This window comes from Sulfolobus tengchongensis, assembly GCF_036967215.1.
Taxonomy (GTDB): domain Archaea; phylum Thermoproteota; class Thermoprotei_A; order Sulfolobales; family Sulfolobaceae; genus Saccharolobus; species Saccharolobus tengchongensis_A.
Map to the genome: position 1 here is coordinate 865801 of NZ_CP146016.1, position 22336 is coordinate 888136.

Genomic DNA, 22336 nt, shown 5'->3' on the forward strand with positions numbered 1-22336 from the left:
GGGTCTTAGCTCCACACACAGTCCGAATCCCCACCAGCTCTTAAAGCCCCTAAGGGGATGGAGAAGGATGAGCGGAAAAATTCACGACTTCAGTGAAGTCCACGGGTCTAGAGTTGAATACAAAGTATATGAAATTCAATGAGATCCAAACTCCCCATTCTGGGATTTTAATACTACACAATTAAACTGTCCACTGTGATTCTAGCTTTTTAAGGAATATTAGGGCTGGCAATAATATATCTATTGCGTCACTTATCTTATATATCGCATGACCCAAATTGAGAATTACATGCAACTCGAAACTTTTTCCTTCCTTATGTAATTCTTGAACGTACCTCATCACTGGACTTAAAGGCGTTCTACTATCATTTTGAGAGTGTATTATACATAGTGGAACCTTAACGTTTTTCACGTAGGTTATTGGAGACCTCTCCTTCATTAATTCCTTATTTTTCCCATTAAATAATATCCTCATGAATTCCTTGAACATAGAATCCGATAAATCATACATTTCCACCCAGTCAGCTACCGAGGCACCTGCTATCCCAAAATCCCATTTTTCAGCTTCCTTTCCTACAGCTAGTAATGTCATATATCCGCCATAACTATAACCCATAATTCCAACCTTGGTGGCAATACCAGACTCTATAGCGTAATCCCTAGCTTTGATAACATCCCTTAAATCACCGCCACCGGGATCTCCAATATCCATAAACATAAATTTGCTCCCGTAACCTGTGGAACCTCTAAAATTAGGTGCTATTATGTTATATCCAGCCAATATCAAAGGTGATATTAGCAAATTCCAACTATTATCTACTTCACCCCAAGGACCTCCATGAACGTATATTACAGTAATGCCGGGAGTTTTAGATTTTATAACCCAAGTTGGCACTTCGATATTATCACTCTTAAGTTTAATGAACTCTGCCTCACCTATTCCTAGATCCTTATTGTTCACAACTACCTCAATTTTCCCCTCACTATTTAACCTATACACTTTATAGGGACTGGTTAGGGACGAATGCGAAAAGAATATGTAGTTGCCAAGCTTAGTAGCTCCGCTTATAGTCCCTCTAGGTGTATTAACCAATTTTCCATTATCAAATAGTTTTGACTCACCATCCTTTTTCGCTATAATTAAGGAGTCCTCGGGATCGTAGTATAACTCAACTGGATTATAACCATAAATATCCTTAAATGGAAACTGAACTTTATCGTACGTTTTACCTTCAATGTTATAAATGTAAATCCAAAAGGACTCTCCTGGATTTTCAAAGTCACTAATCAGATATACCTTATTTCCCATTAAATAATACGCATATGTGAAACTACCGTCTTTTGGAGTTAGAATCTCAATATTCCCGTTGAGGTCAGCTAAGAAAAATTCTTGAGACCTGGGATTTCCCTTTAGTACTCCAAATCCCGTAATCCACTTATCATTAATGTCAGTCACGAAAGAGAATGGAGGTATTTTGAATAATTTATGTACTTTACCGTCTCCTTCAATGAGGTATAGAGATGTTTCGGTCTGAGATGATCCAGTAAAGGCTATTCTTTTTCCATCATAAGCTAAGGAAGTAACTCTGAGATTAGGTGAAAAGACCTCAAATTCCTCTCCCTTCAAGTTAACAGTATAAATTGCGTGGATTTCCTTACCTCTTTCAACGTCTCTCACGAATGGGATAAAGTCTGAATTAGATTTTGGCCTAGCTGAGGAGGCTATTGGAGATTTAGTTAGCTTAGCTACTTTTCCGCTAGTTAGAGCGGAAATATTTACTTCGCCTTCAGTTGTAGCCAAAAATATCAGATTATCCTTCAACTTTCCTAATACTGCAAATATTGGAATTCCCACTACTTCTTCAAGCATTTTAACAAGTTCAGAATATTTCATGTATTTATTTTATGGAAATAACTATATAAGTATTAAAAATTCTGAACTTTATTATCACTCAGATGCTGTAGTGTGTGTCATTTGAAAACTAGACGATAATTCCATGAATAGTCTTGATACAGAGAATACCCTCAATTTTCAGAAAACCCACAAACTACAGATGCTGTTGAAAAACTGTTCCAATATAGCCGTGAAGCATACTAGCATGTGGAGGTAGAGAGAATGTTGAAAAAGCAATGTAAATTTTGAAAACTCGCGGAGTGAAGTAAGTGAGAAATAACTCATTCAAATTCAAGTATATCTATAGAGAGAGGTGTATTCTGAAAATCCTCTAAATGTTTTTAGAAATTTAATTCACAATGTAAACCTCAACTAATTATTCAATAAGGGCTCTGCGTACCTCATGTAATAGGTATTTAACCTTACAATTTAATTTCAAAATATCGATAAAAAAGATTCATCTTTTATTATTCGTTTTTAACATCCTTAGATAAGGCTTTAGCACATAATCCCAGAAGAGAACTCCTAAAATACCTCCTATAAAGTCGGGGATACCATAAACGAAGAAATACTCTCCTCTAAAGTTGAATGCCCCTGTCTTATATCCGAATAAATACAACGCTAGCATAGGTCCCCAACTTCTTGCCTCATTTATCATTCCTCCAGTTAGCTGGGCCTCAAATAGCAAGAAGGGCATGACGTAGCCAATCCCTATCGCCCATGGTGCTAAGAACTGACTATAAAATGGAGAGTCTGTGTCAGTTACAGCAACCACTATTAACAGAAGTAAAAATGTCATTAAAGCTTCAGCAAATGCGCCTTTCCAAAGCGGAAATACTTGATTTACTTGGGAATACAGTTCTCCGCCATTAGGTAGTAAAGTTTTAGGCCAATATTGACCCCAGAAGGAAGGATTCGGATACTCTGTAAAGAAAGCTGCACCTACATTGGCGTAAAGTTGTGGTGGTGTATCAATCCTAGTTATGACGCTTCCCCACCAAGCTAACAATACGCCAGCTGCAGCAGCTGCTCCTAAGGTCTGAAATAGAATATATGGAATTACATCAACCCATTTTAATCTTTTTGTTACTGCGAAAGCCAACGTAACATTTGGGTTTATATGAGCACCGCTTATTGCACCAACAGTATATATTGCTAATACTACTCCAAACCCCCATGATATCATTATAAACCCATAATTTGGAGTACTAGTTAGCAATGATGCTACAACAGCACCGTCTCCGAATAATATAAGGATAAATGTCCCTATAAACTCTGCAAAATACCTCCATAATGCATCTTTTAAAACTACGGAGGCCATTTACTTCTCCCCCTCAATTACTTTTGCCCATCCAACTGATCTCTTCACTGCTTCTTTCCATCCCGCATAAAGTCTCTCCCTTTCTTTACTATCCATTATTGGCACAAATTCTTTATCCACTTTCCATTTTTGTTTTAACTCATCAAGTGAATTCCAATAATTAGTGGCTAGCCCAGCTAACATTGCAACGCCCATTGAAGTAGTTTCCATTATTTTAGGTCTAATTACCTTTATTCCTAATATATCAGCTTGAAACTGCATTAATAGATTGTCCTTTGCAGCGCCACCATCAACTTTGAGAGAATTAATGTTAATCTTAGCGTCTTTTTGCATAACCTCAATTACGTCCCTAGTTTGATATGCCATTGACTCTAAAATAGCCCTAGCTATGTGAGCCTTTGTAGTACCTCTGGTTATACCTATTATTAGCCCTCTTGCATAGGGATCCCAATAGGGAGCGCCAAGTCCCACAAAAGCTGGAACGAAGTAGACTCCTCCATTATCCGGTACGCTTGAGGCCAAAGGTTCTATCTCATCAGAAACGTCTATTGCTTTTAAACCATCCCTAAACCATTGAACTGCAGCACCAGTTATAAATATGCTACCTTCTAAAGCATAGGTTATCTTGTTGCCTAAACCCCACGCTATAGTGGTAAGTAAGTTTTCCGAAGAGACTAAATTACTACCTATGTTCATTAGGATAAAGCTTCCAGTCCCATAAGTGGATTTGACATCACCTACGTCAAATGCTACTTGCCCAAATAATGCAGCTTGTTGATCTCCCGCATCTCCGGAAATGGGAATAGCTTTACCTAAATTTTCACTATAACCATAAATTTCACTTGATGGTTTAACTTCAGGTAATATGGCTTCCGGGATTTTTAACAGCTCTAAAATTTCTCTATCCCACTCTAATTTCCTTATGTTAAACATCATCGTTCTAGATGCGTTAGAGTAATCCGTTACGTGAACCTTACCATTAGTTAATTTCCATATTAAGTAAGTGTCTATTGTTCCAAATTTTATTTCTCCTTTTTCAGCTTTTTCCCTAGCTCCGGAAACGTTATCCAGAATCCACTTTATTTTAGATGCGCTAAAATACGGATCGGGAACTAAACCTGTCTTATCTTTAATCATCTTAAAGTAATTTCCCTTTAGCCAATCAGTTATTGAGGAGGTTCTTCTATCTTGCCAAACTATTGCATTGTAAATAGGCCTTCCACTTCTCGCATCCCATAATACTGTAGTTTCTCTCTGGTTAGTTATCCCTATTGCTGAGATCTGCTTAGGTTCTATTTTAGCCTTTTCAATAGCTTTCCTTATTGCTAACATTTGAGCTTCCCAAATTTCATCCGGATTGTGCTCCACATATCCTGGCTTTGGATAGTGTTGAGGGAACTCGTACTGACCTATTCCCACTATTTCTAATTCGTTATTATAGATTATTGCTCTAGCGCTTGTAGTCCCCTCATCTATAGCTAAAATAAAGCTAGATGACACGCAGTATATTCCACAAATAAAAAATAAAAATCTAATTACCATAAATTCCTATATCACACTTTAAAAGTAACAAGGTTTTTTAAACACTGTTATATATACCACCATAAAAAAGGATTAGATATAAAAATTGAGGAAACCTTTATAAACTTCATAACGGTTTCCCTTTCATGGAGATTAAATCCACAGTTACAATAATTGGAGGAGGGGTTAACGGCTTATTTACAGCCTTAGATTTAGCACTAAGAGGAATAGACGTTACATTAGTTGAAAGAAGTGACATAGGTTCTGGAACTTCTGGTAGATTTCACGGACTTCTTCACAGCGGTGCCAGATATGCGGTCACTGATCCAGAATCTGCTAAGGAGTGCATACAGGAAAATAAGATAATTACCAAAATAGCCCCTCATGCAGTTAAGGATACTGGTGGAATATTTCTGGGTATAACTAAAGATGATTTACAATTCTCTGAAACTTTTCTGAGGTCTTTGGAAAAAGTTGGAATTGAGTATAAAGTATTGGAAATTAAAGAAGTACTCCAAGAAGAGCCCTATGTTAACAGAGATGCGAAAATCGCCATTTGGGTACCAGATAAAGTAGTTTATGGATATGATTTGATGTCGAGTGTTGCGATCACTGCCTCGTTGAATGGGGCTAAAATATTAACTTATAATGAGGTTGTTGAATTCTTAAGGGAGGGTAATACCATTAAGGGAATTAAGGCGGTTGACAGGATAAATAATGAGACCAATATAATAAGATCTGATATAGTAGTTAATACTGCAGGTCCATGGGCCTTTAAAATAATAAAAATGGCCGGATTGGAGGAGATACCGATTATGCCAACTGCGGGAATCATGGCAGTATTTGACCAAAAAGTTAACAATATGGTTCTGAATAGATTAAGACCACCTTCTGATGGTGACATTATAGTACCATATTTTGATAGATCAATTCTGGGAACTACTGCGACGATAATTGATGATCCAGATAACTTTACAATATCTGAAGAAGATGTAAATATGCTAGTTGAGGAAGGTTCATATCTAATACCAAAATTAAAGGAAATGAAGGTAGTAAGGACTTATGCTTCAGTGAGACCGTTAATAAGGAGTGAAGGAACTGGTAGAGAAGCTACAAGGGATTTCAGGATAATAGATCATGAAAAAGAGAATGGAATCTATGGATTAATATCTGTAATTGGAGGTAAATTTACAACTGGAAGATTAGTAGGAGAGAAAGTTTCCGACATGGTTTCCTTAAAGTTAGGAGTAAAGAGTGAAAGTAAGACTAGAAACACCAAAATATTGAGCCCTTCTGATCTTAATTTAATGGAATATGCTGAGAAATTTGGTTTAGCTAAAGCTTTAGTAAAAAGCGCATTGGAAAGAAAGGGAACATTGGATGAGGAAAGATATTTGAGTTCACTATATATTCTTTTATCCCTAATTTCAAGAAGAGGAGGATAAAGGTTGGAATTTAAGGGAAGCTTTAGTATCGGAAAGACTGTTAATTTAGTTAAGGAATTCTTATTGGATCCTAAACAATTTGCTGAATGCCTACCTGGTATACAGAATTATGAAGTGGTAGGTGATACTTTTAGGTCAAATTTTAAATTAGATATCTCACAGATGAAGATCCCTCACATGAGTACGTTAACTACTGTTATAAATGCTAAGATTCTCGATAAGGCTGATGGAATAGAGATAAGTGGTAATGGAAGATCTGCTGGTGTGGGTGTAAAATTTAATATTGTACTCAAGCTTAGTGGAAACTCAGAATACACTAAATTGGAATGGCGAGCCAATATAGATTTAGGTTTGCTTTCTAGGTTATTGGGAGATGAAAATATAATAAAAATAGCTGAAGCAAATATAAATCATATAATAAGTTGTATCTCAACTAAATTATCGTAAGTGGATCTGACATAATGAAAGATATAAAAATCTTTCTTAAATAAAAAAGAAATTTTTATTTGTTATGATATGCTTTTTCCGCTGCTTTAAATACTGGTACTAAAAACTCTTCTACACTGGCACCAATTATTTCGTAGCCCGGTTTACTTATTAACTCCCTTATTGCCTTTACTGCACTTTCGTATTCATTATACCTAAGCCCTTTAATGCGCTTTACTATCTCTTCATCCAAATCTGGTGGAGATAACCCATAATCTCCTGTTATCATTAAATCGTATATTATACCTTTATCATCAACAGCTACTGTGGCTTGAATTAATTTTCCATATTTTTCTTAGTTTGTGGAGTTTACGAGGCATAGTTACTAAAACCTGATGTAACCATAGAATATAATTTTTTCTATAAGGGGGCGACCGATGGACATTTTCAACCCCTTAACCACCATTATAAAGCGTAGATAATTATTTAGTACTTGGTTTATGCAAAAAACCTATATATGGATAGTAAAATGGGTAATATGGAAGAAAAAGTACTTGCTATGGATGAGAGGGGCAGGATTACATTGAATAATTCAAATAGTAGATGGTTAAAATGTAAAGCTTATGAAGTACTTCAGTTGAATAAGATGTTAATATTATATCATAAGGATGAAATTTAAATCTTTTGTAAAACTTCCTAGGTAAGACTTCTTTCTCTTAAATTAAAGAGCTCATTATTAGGAATTATTAAACAACATATAAATTTTAATTTAGTCATAAAAAATATTTTATTTTATCATAAAGTTTTTATATGAAATTCGATGAATCTTAACCCCCTTAAAGAGGATTGAACTTTATCTTTTTCCCTTATCATTTAATTCCTTTCTCTTTTTCTTGCAATACCCTCCATAAAATCTTTCCAGAGCCACTTTTAGGTAAAGAATCGACAAACTCTATTATTCTAGGATATTCATATGCACTCATATGTTGCTTACACCATTCTCTTATTTCATCTGCAGTGACTTTACCCTTATATTCTGGTTTCAATACAATATATGCCTTAACTTCCTCGCCAACTCTTGGATCTGGAGAAGCAACAACACATGCTTCCAAAACTGCAGGATGTTGATATAGTTTATTCTCAACCTTAGTTGGCCATACCTTATAGCCAGCTCTATTTATCATTCTCTTTATTCTATCAACTATAAAGAAATACCCTTCTTCATCCATGTATCCAAGATCTCCCGTTCTAAAATACTCAATACCATTAATGGTTATGAAAGACTTTCTAGTTTCTTCATCTTTATTCCAATATCCCTTAAATAAACTTGGACATTTAACTACTATTTCACCCTCTTTATTTGGCGGGAGCACTTCTCCAGTCACTGGATCTATTACTAACGCATCTACTCCAAAATGAGGTATCCCTAAACATTGCAATTTAGGTCTATTAGGAGGATTAACATGAGTCTGTGACATTGTTTCCGTTAATCCATAACCCTCTATATAATCCAACCCAGTAAGCTCCTTAAGCCTTTTAGCTACTGCTTCTGGCATTGCCGCTCCACCTCCTCCTATTAGAATCAAGGAACTTAGATTCCTTTTCTCTATTCCAGGTAAGGCTAATAAATCCACAACCATTGTGGAGATATTAGTCCAATGGGTAATCCTATACTTCTCAATTGCATCTACGGCAGCTTCTCTATCCCAGACTGATAGTAAAACCATTGTGGCACCAATATATAATGGTGCGTTGAGACTATGAACAAAACCAGTGACGTGAAATACTGGCAATGATGAAAGTACTACTGCTGAAGGAGTTACCATATTCCAAACCACTGAACCTAAAATTGTTGGCCATATGGTCGAATGAGTGTGAATACAGCCCTTTGGAAAACCAGTGGTTCCAGAAGTATATGGTATAACCGCAATATCCTCAGCTTTAACTTCCACTTGAGGGGGAGAATAATTATTTCTTAATGAATCTCTCCACAAAATTACGTCTTTTACATCTATTTCCGGTTCCTTTTGCACTAATGGATGTATTTTTATTTCCGGTTGCTGGGGTAAGTAATCCTTAAATCTCCCGGCTATAACCCATTTTACTTGCGTGTTTTCCCTAGCTTTAATCACCTTATTAAGGTAGAGCGATAATGTTATTACACCGACCGCCCCAGAATCCTTAAGTATATAGTTTAACTCATCTTCTGCTATTAAGGGATTTATTGGTACTAGAATTGCATTTGCTCTAAGTATACCATAATATGCTATAACCCATTGTACCGAATTTGGCATAAATATTGCTACTCTATCTCCTTTTCTTACACCAAGTTCATTATGTAAAAATGCTGAGAACCTAAGCACATTTTCCCATAGCTCCCTATACGTTATTTTATTACCATAGTATATAATTGCGTTCTTGTTAGGATATCTTTGAGAGGAAACTTCTACTATATTAAATAGAGGGACTTCAGGATAATCTAAGGTTTTGGGTAAGTGAGGTGGCCAATACTTAAACCAAGGCCTATCTGAGCTCTGACTCATAAAAAAATTTAGTAAAATATGGTAATAAATCTTTATTCGAAGAAAAGCTTATGTATTATAAAATAGAAAGAGAATATGATGCAGAAAATACCCCTAGTTGGTAAGGAGCCAATAGAACCTAAAGACATGGGTTTTACGCTTATTCATGAACACCTTAGAGTTTTCAGCGAGGCTGTTAGATATCAATGGCCTCACCTATATAATGAAGAGGAGGAATACAAGAATGCAGTAAATGAGGTAAAAAAGGTAATGCAATTAGGGGTTAGAACAATAGTTGACCCTACAGTAATGGGATTGGGTAGGGATATAAGGTTCATGGAGAGAGTGGTTAAGGCTACTGGCGTAAATTTAATAGCCGGAACTGGAATCTATATATACGTTGACTTACCATTTTACTTTCTAGGAAGATCTGTAAATGAGATAGCCGATTTATTTATACATGATATAAAGGTAGGGATACAGAACACCTCAAATAAGGCTGGATTCATAAAAATAGCTGCGGATGAGCCTGGAATTACAAAAGACGTTGAGGCGGTAATAAGAGCTGCTGCAATTGCACATAAGGAGACTAAAGTACCAATAATAACTCATTCCAATGCACATAATAATACTGGCATGGAACAACAAAGGATATTAATGGAAGAAGGAGTAGATCCAGGGAAAATATTAATAGGGCATTTAGGTGATAGTGATAAAATAGATTACATAAAAAAGATCGCTGATAAAGGATCTTTTGTGGGATTAGACAGATATGGATTAGACTTGTTCCTTCCAGTTGATAAAAGAAATGAGACAACCTTAAGGTTAATTAAGGAAGGTTACGTCGATAGGTTAATGATTTCACAAGATTATTGTTGCACAATTGATTGGGGAACAGCTAAACCAGAATTTAAACCAAAATTAGCTCCGAAATGGAGTATGTCACTCATATTTGAGGATGTGATACCGTATTTAAAGAAGAACGGAGTAGGAGAGGACATAATAGATAAAATATTTAAGGAAAATCCTAAAAGGTTCTTTAGCTGAATTTTTAATAAGAGTTTTTTATCACATAAAAATACAAATAATCTAATCCTTTTTTGTATAATTGGAAATTCCTCACAATTAATTCACTATTGGAATAGTTTGTGGATTTTCTGAAAATTGAGGCTATTCTCTCCATCAGGACTATTCATAGAATTATCGCCTAGTTTCCAAATGATACACACACTACTATTGGAATTCCAATATTCAATTTGCTATTTAAATAATAAAGGGTATTTTAGTAGATCTAGAAATAATTTTTACTCATAGACGACATCTATATGATAAATATTTATTCTCAAAAAATAACTTATTAACAACATGCCATTAGATCCGCAAGTTAAAGATCTCTTGACCAAATTAAACTCGTTATTACCTTCAACACCGTTAACTCCACAAGAATTTAGAAGGATTAGAAATGACATTTTCCTCAAAATGTTCAACAATGAAAAAGTTGAGTTAGCTAAAGTTCAAGATATGAATATACCGGGGAGGAATGGGAGCATACCAATAAGGGTTTACGTTCCGAACCAGAGGGAAAATCTTCCTGCCGTTATCTACTACCATGGAGGGGGTTTCGTTTACGGAAATTTAGATACGCATGATAGTGTGTGCAGGTTAATTTCGAAGTTATCGGAATCAATTGTGGTTTCAGTAGATTATAGATTGGCACCAGAACATAAATTCCCCACACAAGTTTATGACGCATATGACGTAGTGAAGTGGATAAGTACCAACGGAGGAAAGATGGGAATAGATACCTCAAGGATTGCAGTTGCGGGAGATAGTGCAGGAGGTAACTTATCTGCAGTTGTAAGTATTTTAGATAGAGATAATAACGAGAAGATTATTAAATATCAAGTATTAATCTATCCCGTAGTCAACATGTTAGATTCTTCACCCTCAATGTTTAACTATGGGGATGGATATTTTCTGACTTATGAAAGAATGATGTGGTATCATAAACAATACGTTAAAGAAGAAAACGATTACTATAATCCTTTAGCATCGCCCATTTTAGCTAATTTAAATAATCTCCCTCCAGCTCTTGTAATTACCGCCGAATATGATCCTTTAAGGGATCAGGGGGAAATGTACGCTCACAAATTAAAAATTAATGGAGTAAGGGCGGTTAACGTAAGGTATAATGGAATGATTCATGGTTTTGTGAGCTTTTACGAGTACTTAGACGTGGGAAGAGAGGCGATACAGCACATAGCCTCATCGATTTATAAAAGGTTTAACTTCACTTAATGATATTTTTTAGAATGCCTATTTTTTCCACATATAATTCTATGGTACTGTTTGGTTTTAATGATTTACCTATGTCTATTCCAGTACAACCTGATACTGTACCACTGCCAAAGACATCCCCAGGTCTAATGTATTCATCTTGTGAAACATATGCTATCATATCTTCAAACGTCCATTGCATATCCTCTGCCTTAGTATCGCACCAAACTTCATCGTTAACTTTAGCGTAAACCCTTAATCCCTTAATGTCAGATAACTCATCTCTGGTCACAATCCAAGGTCCTAATCCATTAGCGAAATCCTTACCTTTAGCTGGTCCCAGTAAACCCTTCATTTCAACCATTTGAATATCTCTCGCGCTGAAGTCATTAAATATTGTAAAGCCCAATATGTAGTTCTTAGCGTTTTGTTTATCTATATCTTTGCCTTTCTTATATATAATTGCAGCTATTTCCAATTCTATATCAACACTCTTAGAGTACTTAGGCCAAGGCACTTCTTCTAAATGTCCATAGAATATTGCCGGATCACCCTTATAATAGATGGGTATTTTAAACCACTCTTCTGGTATCTGTTGCCCTCTTCTTTTATACGTAGCCTCAACATGTCCTCTAAAAGCCAGAAAATCCCTTAACATATTTGCCCTCAGTAAAGGTGCCTTTAATTTAACCTCGTTAATACTGTAAACTACGTCTCTCCTTTTCTTAGCCCACTCTAATACTTCCTTAACCAATTCTAATCCCTTATCACCAGCTTGAAGAACTCCTAACATATCACTTGGTAATAACGCATTGCAATACCTTTCAATGAATTGTTCATCCTCTCCTTTCTCTAAAAACATTAAATAACAGGAGGTATTCAAATCTGCAACGTGTTCATTATCTATCAAAACACCGCTCCTTACTCGGTGATCCCTCACAAAGCTTACCAGTTTCATGTTCTCTAAAAATATTTTAGTCAAATAAAGTAATATATATTATCATGATGGAAGTTCAATATAAGTTCGAAAGAGTGAGCGATAATATATATGCATTCGTTCAGGGTAATGGAGACTGGTTTTTAAGCAATGCGGGGATAATTATAGGGAAGAATTACGTTATAGTTGTGGACTCCTTAACTAATGAAAAAATGACGAGACAGTTCATTTCGGAGATAAGGAAAGTCACGGATAAGCCAATAAAATATTTAATAAATACACATGAGCATGAGGACCATCTGTGGACTAATCATTTGTTTCCTAATGCAATTACGATTTGTCATAGAAATTGTAGGGAAAGAGTTATAGAAGGCATGAAGAGAGGTACTAATCCTTATGAGAGATTATTCAAAATAGATTTCTCAGGATACAAATATACTCCTCAAGATATCATTATAGAAAGTGAGATGAGAATATTTGCTGATATTGAAAAAGATGTAAGGTTAGTGTATGTTGGTTACGCTCACACTACCAGTGATATTTACGTTTACATCCCTGATGAGAAAGTGATCTTCACTGGAGACCTATTATTCTCTCCACCTTGTACTCCTTTCGCCTTAATGGGTTACATCCAAGGATATATAAACGCGTTAGAGCATTTAGCTAGCCTTAATGTTGATGTTTACGTTCCAGGTCACGGCGAAATAAGCTATGATAGAAAATCTTTATACGAGGCTAGAGATTATTTAATTTTCGTTAGGGATGAGGCTAGAAAGATGATGAGGCAAGGTATTAACGATCCAATAAAGGCTTCTTATGAAATCAATTTAGGTAAGTATAATGAATGGATAAGTAAGGAAAGAATAGTCGGTAACATGGCTAGGGCATATAGTGAGTTAAAAGGAGCTCCTCCAGCTTCTAAATTAGAAAACGTTGATAGAATACTAACAGAAATGCTTAAATATAGAGAAAAAGAAAGAGGTACTTTTTAATGTTCTTCAAGCCATTTTAACACTATTTTGTTAACATCTTTTTCTGCGTTATCTCCAGTATACACATCCAAATGACCATAACCTTTTAATAAAATGACCTCAGCGTTCTTGGGTAGTTTTTCTTTATCGAATGCTTGAAGTCCAAATCTTTCGCTTATAAATGATATTACGGGAACGTCAATTTCTTTATATTTCTCCTCAAATCCGAATTTTCCTCTTTCTAAGTTAAGTAAATAGGGCCAATATGGATCAAATGACGCAAGTATTGGAAACATGTCTTCTTTTTTAGAAAAGGGATAATCATAGGGATTAGCTGAACCCGTGGCGTATAAGCTATCCATGAGGAAATCACTTATAGTCTTGTATTTAGGATCTGGACTAGGCATATCTGGATTGGCTAACGCATAAGCCCATATGGGATTATTGGGGCCTCCTCTACTAGGAATAGCGTAAATACCCTTACTGTCCATTTCCTCAATACTGGTTACCTCTGGATTATAAAATCTAGGCCTTAATCCACTTTTTGTGGGACCTCCGTCTAATAGTATAAGACCTTTTACGTCATCTTTCCAATAAATTGAGGAGTAATTCAGAGATGCTATACCACCAAAGCTTTCTCCCGCTATAAATATCTTCTGTTGATCGGAGTCTTTCTTGATGAAATTCACGCATTCTTTTATATCACTAATCCACGAATTCCAACCCCAATTTCTCATGAAAGAGAGTTGTTTATCCCTAAGGTATGGGGGAACGAAATGAGTTCTATAATCTATAGTATATACGTTAAACCCATTTTTAGCTAGATATAAAACTATTGATTTTCTATAATCTGGTATTGTATAGTGAACCCCATGCCAACTTATGCTTACTAACTGTTCCCCACTAGACCATGTTCCAGGGAGAACTAAAACGGCGTAATTTCCTCCATCTTTTACGCTCACCTTATGAAGCGATATGATATCATACGGACTACCCTTTCTCTTTAATTTCCATACACTCTCCATCAATGTTTCATTTCCTATAACGGGAACATAACTTTTCACAATTTTCCATCCTTCAAACACTTTACTCAGCCTCTTAAGATGTCCTTTAGTGCAGAACCTACCATGATAGTAACTAATCTACTTACTCTAGGAGAACCTAGGAATCCATGAACCATACCATTTACTCTAAAACTCAGCGTAGGAACTCCAGCTTCCATTAGCCTATTTGCATAAGCCTCTCCTTGATCCCTTAAAGGATCGAATTCTGCAGTTACGACTATAGCTTGAGGGAGATTAGTTAGGTCCTCAGCTATTAATGGTACAAACATGGGATTATATAGATCCCTTTCATCTCTTATATACATTTTAATTCCGTAGTCTACAGGTACGTTAATGTCCAAGAAATATCCCTTCCTGTATTCATTCATGGACTTAGATGCTAGATCCAAATATACAAACGGAACTACTAGGGCTTGAGCTTTAAGCTTTATTCCGTTGTCTCGGGCAAGGATAGATGTGACAGCAGCTAAGTTACCCCCTGCACTAATTCCGAAGACCGCTAACTTATCCTTATTGCCACCTATTTTGTCAGCGTTTTCATAAGCCCATTTTACCGAATCGAAACAATCAGTTACCGCGGCAGGGAATTTGTTTTCTGGTGCCAATCTGTAATCAACTGAGACAACTATACAATTGCAAGAGTTAGCTAATATTCTTGATATACTATCCTCAGTTTCTATACTTCCTAAAATCCACGCTCCGCCGTGAAAGTGCAGTACAATAGGCAGTTCTTTTTCACTATTTGGATAATATATTCTTACTGGTATTTCACTTTCAGATCCCCTTATTTTTCTATCTTCAACCTTATATACTGGTTCCTTTATCGTAGACTCTGCCAATAATTTGTTCAATTTCTCTCTAACTTCCGGTAATGAATATTTAGTAAAATCTAATATGTTAGCTTTGTAGAAATAGTCTAAAAATTTCCTTACCTCCGGATCTAGAGGGATTTTTCCACCTAAATACACTTTATTTTGACTGAATATATACCTTCTTACTATAAAATCTTAAATAAGTTTTGTGAGTTTATAATAAGCCGTTGACAACAGTTTCCATGAAACTGTGCTTTGTGGGATATTTGCAAACTATCTTATTTTATACGTTATTTTTACTATGAAGAGAATGTAAAAAGTGACGTAAGTTTGAAAACCCCCACAAGGTAATGAAACTGTGAATTTTATACACTTTGTCAACAAATCATTTAATATGCTAAGACCCCAAAGAAATATGCCAAAAGTTAGGAATATATTATTTAAGAGTATGCGAAGAAGGAGTATGTGAAACCAGAAAGATTACTATCTAAAAAATGAGATTTTTAGAGAAGAAGATTTGAAGAGAATAGCGGGAATAATAAGGAAAAGCAGTACTATACGCAATGAGATTCAAACTCTGATCTAATTGATGAACTACCTCACACGAATAAAGATAGTCTTACGCACCTTAACCTCCCAATTGAAGATAAAAATCGTTTAATATGATAAGGATAAGGAAAGATCATCGTTTTTGAATACCTTTTTCAATATAACCCTCATTTATTTCCTCTAGTCTAACCCCTACAGTCTTAGGTATTGTGAACCATAATAGAGCTGCAGCAAACGGAACTGGAGCAGCTAAAACAACCCACGCTAGCAATGGACCAACCAATCCTATTAATGGGAAAAGCAATAGAGGGCCAATTACACCACCTAAATGCCCAATACCATCAGTTATTGCGAATCCAGTAGATCTAGCTGCAGTCGGGAAAGATTCGCTACTCATTAGATATCCAGCTAAATAAGGCGGGTTAAGTAGGAATTCAAGAATGAAATAAGTGATAAACCATACTATTAAAGCCTTATGAAGTAGCAAGTACGTAGAAACGTATGCTGATACTAAGAAACCGATACCACCTATTTGTGTTAATAGTCTCCTATCAGTTCTTTCTACTACCCCAAGTAAAATGAACGATATCACAGTAGCACCTATAGCTGCGAATCCCGAAAACCTAATGTATTCTGCATACTGAATAGGTGAAAAACCAACAACGACTTTTACGAATGTGGGAGCTAAGCCAGTAGAAGTGTATTGTATGAAGTAAATGAAGAACCAGAAAATTGTAAGGGAAATTAATCGTTTAAGATACTTAGGCTCCCCTAATATCCTCAATTGATTATAAGAGGAAATTTCTTCATAGTGAATAACCCTAGGCTGTGGAAGTGATGAAACTTTGGCTCTTCTCATACTCACTTCCTCCATCTTTTTCACTATCTTTTCAACGTCAGTTATCTTTCCTTTCTTTACTAGTACCCTAATGCTCTCTGGGGATAAGACTGCTAAAACTGCTGTAGTTATAAGTGATAAGACTGCGGGTATGAGAAAAATTACACGCCAACCTATTGTGGGATAGGTGGTGACAATAAGGGCCGCGATCACTGTACCTACACCAACTGCTGTCCATCCTGAGATGAAAATCCAGTTAGCGTATTTTCCTCTCTTCATGCTAGGAGAAAACTCAGATATGTAAACCATTGCTAAATTAAGCCCTGCCCCAATACCAACTCCTTCTATTACTCTAAAAATGAATAGAGTGATGTAGTTCGTTGCTAAACCCATACCTAAGCTACCAATACCTAGCAGAGCGAATGTCAGAATCATTACTGGCCGTCTACCTATCCTGTCTGCAGTGATACCGAGTCCTATTGAACCTACAATGTAACCTGCTAATCCTACTGAAACGATTATAGAGGCTTGTGTTGGATTTATAAAGGGAATATAAGGCAAAGCAAAACCTAAATTTGATACAGCATCGTATAGAGTTGCGAAGTATCCTATACCCAACGCCCATAATAGTAAATACGACAGACCCCAAGTTGGTAACCTATCTATTCTAGCTAGATACTCATCTAATATACTCTTACTGCTCATGTGATTAGATTCGTAGATTAATTCATAAAGATATTTTATAATAGTCAAGTTTTGAGATTTATACTTATATTGTATAATTAGATACTAAAACTAGTTATGTATATAAACTTAGTAGCACCTATAATGCAATAAAGAACTTATGAGCTCTTAACACGATCAATTCTTATATTTGTAGGACGAGACGCGTGAATGTGCATATAATGCTACTTTGTTGAAGGTTTTTCAAAACTCACGTTACTTTTTTCACATTCTCTAAATAGTAAAAAAGAACGCTAGATAGTTTACAAATACCCCACAAAGCAACATCATACTAATATTTACATTCTGCTTTATATAGAGAAAACGTAAAATCACAAAAATCAATGAAAAAGAGGTAAGTTTTAAAACTAGTCAGACTAAAATGACTTTGCGATGATATTTAGTTTAAAATTGCCTATGCAAGGGCCCTTAAAATACGTTAATGCCTATTTGATAAAGGATGGTAAAGAGAGCTTATTGATTGATACTGGGCTACCTACCCAAGAGGATATTATGGTGTTGAATAATTATTTGAGAGAATACGGGTACCCCGATCTTGTCGTAATTACTCACTACCATCCAGACCATATGGGTCTAGTTAGATTATTTAAGGATAGTAAAATACTAATACATGAAAGAGAACTTAGTTATCTCAATTATCTTTTAAGTGATGAATATGAAAGAGAAATGAAAGCTTTCTTTTCTGCAAATGGGTTTCCACATGAATTAATACAGAAATTATTTAGAAATAGAAATAGGTTTCATGACATAATTGAAGGAGTGACTTTTAATACAGTTAGAGATGGTGACATAATAAAAATAGCTGATAAACAACTGAAAGTGATATGGACTCCCGGTCATACAATGGGTCATATATGTTTAACTTATGAAGATGTGATATTCTGCGGTGATCACATATTGCAAGATGTAACTCCTAATGTTTCTTTACTAAAATTGGATGATAATCCTCTAAAAGGTTATCTAGAAAGTCTAGATAGAGTCAAAAATCTTGATGTAGAGCAATTATATCCTGCACACGGAGAGCCATTCAAAGAATTCCGTCTCAGAATAGAGGAGATAAAGAATCATCATAAACAGAGATTAAGCGAAATTTTGAGAATAATAAAAGCTAAGGGGAGAGCTAACGCATATGAAATTGCAACTGGTATTTCATGGTACAAAAAGTGGGATGACCTTTCCACTTTCGATAAGCAATTGGCAATAGGTGAAACACTAGCTCATATTAAATATCTAATAGAAGAGGGAACCATAAAGGAAATAAATAGTAATAGTATTTATTATACTATAAGTAGTTGATTTTAGATGGGTAAATATTAAAAAATGTATGAAGATTGAATTGAGATTACTTTTTAACCTTATTTTGCTTATTTTATTCGATGAAGGTAGAAGACATTAAAAAAATTCTTGTAGTAGGAGCGGGTACAATGGGACATGGTATTGCAGAAGTAGCAGCAATTGCTGGATATAAGGTGTACTTGAGTGACGTTTCTCAGGACATTTTAAATAACGCACTGGATAGAATAAAATGGAGTTTAACTAAACTACAAGAAAGAGGGCAAGTCAAGGAAAGTATAGACGCAATAATGTCTAGAATCACAACTGTAGTAGGATTAGACAAAACTGTCAGTGATGCTGATTTTTCAATAGAGGCTTCCCCTGAAAGAATGGATATAAAAAGGCAAGTCTTCTCTAAGCTTGATGAGTTATTACCACCACATGCAATATTAGCTACAAACACTAGTAGTTTACCCATTACTAAAATAGCTGAGGCTACTAAGAGACCAGATAAGGTAGTGGGAATGCACTTCTTTAACCCTCCAGCTCTAATGCAACTTGTTGAGGTTATGAAAGGTGAAAAAACTAGTGACGAGACAGCTAAAGTAACTTATGAATTAGCAAAGAAATTTGGTAAGCAACCAATCATGATAAATAAAGATATTCCAGGTTATATCGTAAATAGAATATTAGGTCAAATAAATATAGCCGCATGTGTCATAGTGGAGAAAAAAGTAGCAGATTACAGGGAAGTTGATGCAGTAGCTAGGTATAAGTTGGGCTTCCCAATGGGCGTTTTCGAACTAATGGACTATACTGGAATTGATGTAGGCTATTATGTTTCAAAATCTAGAGAGGAATTGGGAATAAGAGATGATGTTCCAATATGTAGTTTAATTGAAGAGAAGTTCAAGAAAAATGAATTGGGAGTTAAGACTGGTAAGGGATTTTACACCTATCCAGCCCCAGGGAAATATGTTAAGCCGGAGTTACCTAAAGAGTTAGCTGATAAATTAAATCCTGTATTACTCTTAGCAGGAGCCGTAAATGAGGCCAGTAGACTATTAAGGGAAGGTGTTGCGAGTAGAGATGATATAGACTTAGGAGTGAGATTAGGCTTAGGATTTCCGAAGGGAATATTCCAATATGCAGATGAACTAGGAGTTGATAACGTAGTTAAGGCTTTAGACGAACTTAAGGCTTTGTCTGGGTATAAAATCTTCACTGCAGATCCTTTATTGACGCAGATGGTAAGTGAAAACAAGTTAGGGATAAAGACTGGGACTGGATTCTATCAATATGGGAAAGTTGAAGAGAAGAAACTAAATACGATAATATTAAGAATTGAGCCTCCACTAGCCTGGATTATATTGAATAGACCCGAACGTTTAAACGCGTTAAACCCAGAACTTGTAAGTGAGCTTGATAAAACCTTGGATGAACTAGAGCCTAGGAATGACGTTAGAGTAGTAATAATTACTGGAAGTGGTAGGGCTTTCTCAGCTGGAGCAGATATTACATCGTTTATCTCATTAAGACCAATAGATGTAATAAGATTAAGGACTTTAAGAAATGTTGTAAACAAAATAGCCTTATACACTAAACCAGTAATTGCTGCAATAAATGGTTTTGCATTAGGAGGAGGTCTTGAAATAGCAATGGCTTGTGATATAAGAATAGCTTCTGAGGTAGCTCAATTGGGTCAACCAGAAATAAACATAGGTATAATACCAGGTGCTGGTGGTACACAGAGATTGCCTAAACTGGTAGGTAAGGGTAAAGCTAAGTTAATGATATATACTGGAGATATGGTTTCAGCTGAAGATGCCTACAAAATGGGGTTAGTAGATTTAGTTGTTCCTGCAAATAGATTTGAAGAAGAGGTAAGAAGAGTTGCATTAAAGATAGCTGAGAAGTCCCCAATATCGTTATTGGCAGCTAAACTGGCCATAGAATTGGGATATGAATCCAATATTTGGACTGGACAAACTCTAGAGTCAACGTTATTCGGGCTACTATTCACAACTAAAGATGTAGAAGAAGGAGTAAGGGCATTTATAGAGAAGAGAAAACCACAATTTAAGGGAGAATAAATATTTAATTAAAAACAAGTTGTTTATTTTCTCCTTCTGCTTCTCAGGGTCATTCAGGGCTTCATTGCGAATTGTAATTAATTAATCTACACTAGATGATCAAAATAAATCTATCATTTTAGGTAATACCTTAAGGACTATAACACAACGCCATATTATGATATTGGGTCAGACTAAGACCACGTATCAACTCCTCCAATAATATTCATATGTCCATCATTATCTTCACGAATAAAGTGATCTCATTCAATTAATTCTACATTGAATAATAAGAAATGAAGATAATAAAATACAATTCACAATGGAAACCCTAATTGCCCCAAACTTAAGAGCAACTTGTAAGTGTTTCGTGGGGTATTTGTAGGCATTACATGCTGTCGCCTCTAACAATCAAACTGTTGAATAACCGTAGGAGGAAACTATCCTATTTTATAAGTTACTGTCACTATGAAGTGTGAAAAATAACTTAAGTTTTGAAAAACCCCCTCAAAGTATCTTGTAAGTTATCCTTTTGGTAAACCTAGTACTACCTCACCTAATAAGTTCCTCAATATTTCTGACGTACCTCCTGCTATCGTTATGGATCTTGAAGCTAATAATCCATAAGCTATTTCCGGTCTAAATCCTGGCCTACTTTCCATTATCAATGACTCAGCCCCCATTTTTGACATTGCGTTTTCGTAAACTCTCTGGATTGCCTCCGATGCTACTAACTTTATAACCGCAGCTTCTGGACCAGCTATATAACCTTTCTTTATCCTCTCTAGTATTCTCTTATAAAACGATTTTAACGCTATTATCTCTTCTGCTATATTGTATAATTGTTCATTACCACCCATTGTTGTAGATAACTCCCTTATGAGTCGTTCGACAGTGAATAGTATAGTACCTATGTTAAGTCTTTCATAATTTAATGTAGATACGGCAACTTTCCATCCCTCACCTATTTTACCTACTACGTTTTCCTTAGGCACTTTTACGTTATTGAAATACACGGTGTTAAACTCTGATCTACCAGTGATTTGCTTAATGGGACTTACTCTAACTCCCTCACTTTTCATATCAACTATAAGCATTGTTAATCCCTTATGCCTTTCTGACACATCTCCAGTCCTAGCGAGGAGGAAACAATAATTCGCTAAATGAGCATAACTACTCCATATTTTCTGACCATTAACTACGAAATAATCTCCCTTATCTTCAGCCTTGGTCTTTATTCCAGCCAAATCTGAACCAGCTTGAGGTTCAGAAAATCCTTGGCACCAAACGTCCTCTGCTGTCAGTATTCTCTTTAAGTATTTCTTCTTTTGCTCCTCTGTACCATTTAGTATTATACCGGGGCCAACTACTGAAACTCCTAAACCCACTGTAGCATAAGGTACACCAGCCTTAGCGAATTCTTCCCTAACAATTATCTCCTTAATGGGATCCTCTCCCCACCCACCATATTCCTTCGGCCACGAAACTCCTAAATATCCGGCCTCATATATCTTCCTCTGCCACGCTCTCAAAACATCTGGAGGTGCCATATCTCCTCTCAACTTTATTTCTTCCGGAACGTTCTTCTGAATCCATTCCCTTACCTTACTTCTATACTCTTCTAGCTCACTTTCTTCTCTACTCATAAATTTAACACCTCCTCATCAC

The 22336-nt window shown here is 35.8% G+C and carries 18 protein-coding genes; 8 read left to right on the top strand and 10 right to left on the bottom strand.

The window, feature by feature from the left end:
- Positions 1-181: 181 nt before the first annotated feature.
- From V6M85_RS03890 to glpK, 3 genes are all read right to left on the bottom strand, one after another.
- On the bottom strand, positions 182-1894 hold the full coding sequence (locus V6M85_RS03890; RefSeq protein WP_338603227.1) for a S9 family peptidase: 1713 nt from the start codon (positions 1892-1894) through the stop codon (positions 182-184).
- 457 nt (positions 1895-2351) lie between these two features.
- Complete coding sequence (locus V6M85_RS03895; RefSeq protein ID WP_338603229.1) at positions 2352-3215, bottom strand: MIP/aquaporin family protein; 864 nt, start codon at positions 3213-3215, stop codon at positions 2352-2354.
- The gene (glpK, locus tag V6M85_RS03900; protein WP_338603232.1) at positions 3216-4715 is read right to left on the bottom strand and encodes a glycerol kinase GlpK; all 1500 of its coding nucleotides are present in this window, start codon (positions 4713-4715) and stop codon (positions 3216-3218) included.
- A gap of 167 nt (positions 4716-4882) precedes the next feature.
- Between glpK and V6M85_RS03905 the strand changes: the two genes are divergently transcribed.
- On the top strand, positions 4883-6181 hold the full coding sequence (locus tag V6M85_RS03905; protein ID WP_338603235.1) for an FAD-dependent oxidoreductase: 1299 nt from the start codon (positions 4883-4885) through the stop codon (positions 6179-6181).
- Between the two features lie 3 nt (positions 6182-6184).
- On the top strand, positions 6185-6628 hold the full coding sequence (locus V6M85_RS03910) for a carbon monoxide dehydrogenase subunit G (RefSeq protein WP_338603238.1): 444 nt from the start codon (positions 6185-6187) through the stop codon (positions 6626-6628).
- Positions 6629-6683: 55 nt separating this feature from the next.
- Here V6M85_RS03910 and V6M85_RS03915 read toward each other — a convergent pair whose 3' ends face one another.
- Positions 6684-6896: a hypothetical protein gene (locus tag V6M85_RS03915; protein WP_338603241.1), complete on the bottom strand. Its 213-nt coding sequence runs from the start codon at positions 6894-6896 to the stop codon at positions 6684-6686.
- 240 nt (positions 6897-7136) lie between these two features.
- On the opposite strand from V6M85_RS03915, the gene V6M85_RS03920 reads away from it, so the two are divergent.
- Positions 7137-7286 carry a hypothetical protein gene (locus V6M85_RS03920; RefSeq protein ID WP_338603243.1) on the top strand — a complete coding sequence of 50 codons (150 nt, stop codon included), beginning with the start codon at positions 7137-7139 and terminating at the stop codon, positions 7284-7286.
- Positions 7287-7476: 190 nt separating this feature from the next.
- Here the strand turns inward: V6M85_RS03920 and V6M85_RS03925 are convergent, their stop codons facing one another.
- Complete coding sequence (locus V6M85_RS03925; protein ID WP_338603246.1) at positions 7477-9150, bottom strand: long-chain fatty acid--CoA ligase; 1674 nt, start codon at positions 9148-9150, stop codon at positions 7477-7479.
- Between the two features lie 78 nt (positions 9151-9228).
- On the opposite strand from V6M85_RS03925, the gene V6M85_RS03930 reads away from it, so the two are divergent.
- Both V6M85_RS03930 and V6M85_RS03935 read left to right on the top strand, forming a co-directional pair.
- The gene (locus V6M85_RS03930) at positions 9229-10176 is read left to right on the top strand and encodes a phosphotriesterase (protein ID WP_338603249.1); all 948 of its coding nucleotides are present in this window, start codon (positions 9229-9231) and stop codon (positions 10174-10176) included.
- 318 nt (positions 10177-10494) lie between these two features.
- Positions 10495-11427 (top strand): alpha/beta hydrolase, encoded by a 933-nt coding sequence (locus V6M85_RS03935; RefSeq protein ID WP_338603252.1) that lies wholly within the window; start codon positions 10495-10497, stop codon positions 11425-11427.
- Here the strand turns inward: V6M85_RS03935 and V6M85_RS03940 are convergent.
- Positions 11420-12364: a fumarylacetoacetate hydrolase family protein gene (locus V6M85_RS03940; RefSeq protein WP_338603255.1), complete on the bottom strand. Its 945-nt coding sequence runs from the start codon at positions 12362-12364 to the stop codon at positions 11420-11422. The two genes, V6M85_RS03935 and V6M85_RS03940, sit on opposite strands and share 8 nt — an antisense overlap.
- 47 nt (positions 12365-12411) lie before the next feature.
- Here V6M85_RS03940 and V6M85_RS03945 point away from each other — a divergent pair, with 47 nt between their 5' ends.
- Complete coding sequence (locus V6M85_RS03945) at positions 12412-13335, top strand: MBL fold metallo-hydrolase (protein ID WP_338604576.1); 924 nt, start codon at positions 12412-12414, stop codon at positions 13333-13335.
- Here the strand turns inward: V6M85_RS03945 and V6M85_RS03950 are convergent.
- The 3 genes from V6M85_RS03950 to V6M85_RS03960 all read right to left on the bottom strand — a co-directional run bounded on the left by V6M85_RS03950 (position 13332) and on the right by V6M85_RS03960 (position 17282).
- Positions 13332-14399: an alpha/beta fold hydrolase gene (locus V6M85_RS03950; RefSeq protein WP_338603257.1), complete on the bottom strand. Its 1068-nt coding sequence runs from the start codon at positions 14397-14399 to the stop codon at positions 13332-13334. The genes V6M85_RS03945 and V6M85_RS03950 overlap by 4 nt on opposite strands.
- A 5-nt stretch (positions 14400-14404) precedes the next feature.
- Positions 14405-15346, bottom strand: a complete 942-nt coding sequence (locus V6M85_RS03955; RefSeq protein WP_338603260.1) for an alpha/beta hydrolase — start codon at positions 15344-15346, stop codon at positions 14405-14407.
- Positions 15347-15872: 526 nt separating this feature from the next.
- The gene (locus tag V6M85_RS03960) at positions 15873-17282 is read right to left on the bottom strand and encodes an MFS transporter (RefSeq protein WP_338603262.1); all 1410 of its coding nucleotides are present in this window, start codon (positions 17280-17282) and stop codon (positions 15873-15875) included.
- 411 nt (positions 17283-17693) lie between these two features.
- Here V6M85_RS03960 and V6M85_RS03965 point away from each other — a divergent pair, with 411 nt between their 5' ends.
- Positions 17694-18617 carry an MBL fold metallo-hydrolase gene (locus V6M85_RS03965; protein WP_338603265.1) on the top strand — a complete coding sequence of 308 codons (924 nt, stop codon included), beginning with the start codon at positions 17694-17696 and terminating at the stop codon, positions 18615-18617.
- Between the two features lie 80 nt (positions 18618-18697).
- Complete coding sequence (locus tag V6M85_RS03970) at positions 18698-20689, top strand: 3-hydroxyacyl-CoA dehydrogenase/enoyl-CoA hydratase family protein (protein WP_338603268.1); 1992 nt, start codon at positions 18698-18700, stop codon at positions 20687-20689.
- A gap of 503 nt (positions 20690-21192) precedes the next feature.
- Here the strand turns inward: V6M85_RS03970 and V6M85_RS03975 are convergent.
- The gene (locus V6M85_RS03975) at positions 21193-22314 is read right to left on the bottom strand and encodes an acyl-CoA dehydrogenase family protein (RefSeq protein ID WP_338603270.1); all 1122 of its coding nucleotides are present in this window, start codon (positions 22312-22314) and stop codon (positions 21193-21195) included.
- Between the last annotated feature and the right edge of the window lie 22 nt (positions 22315-22336).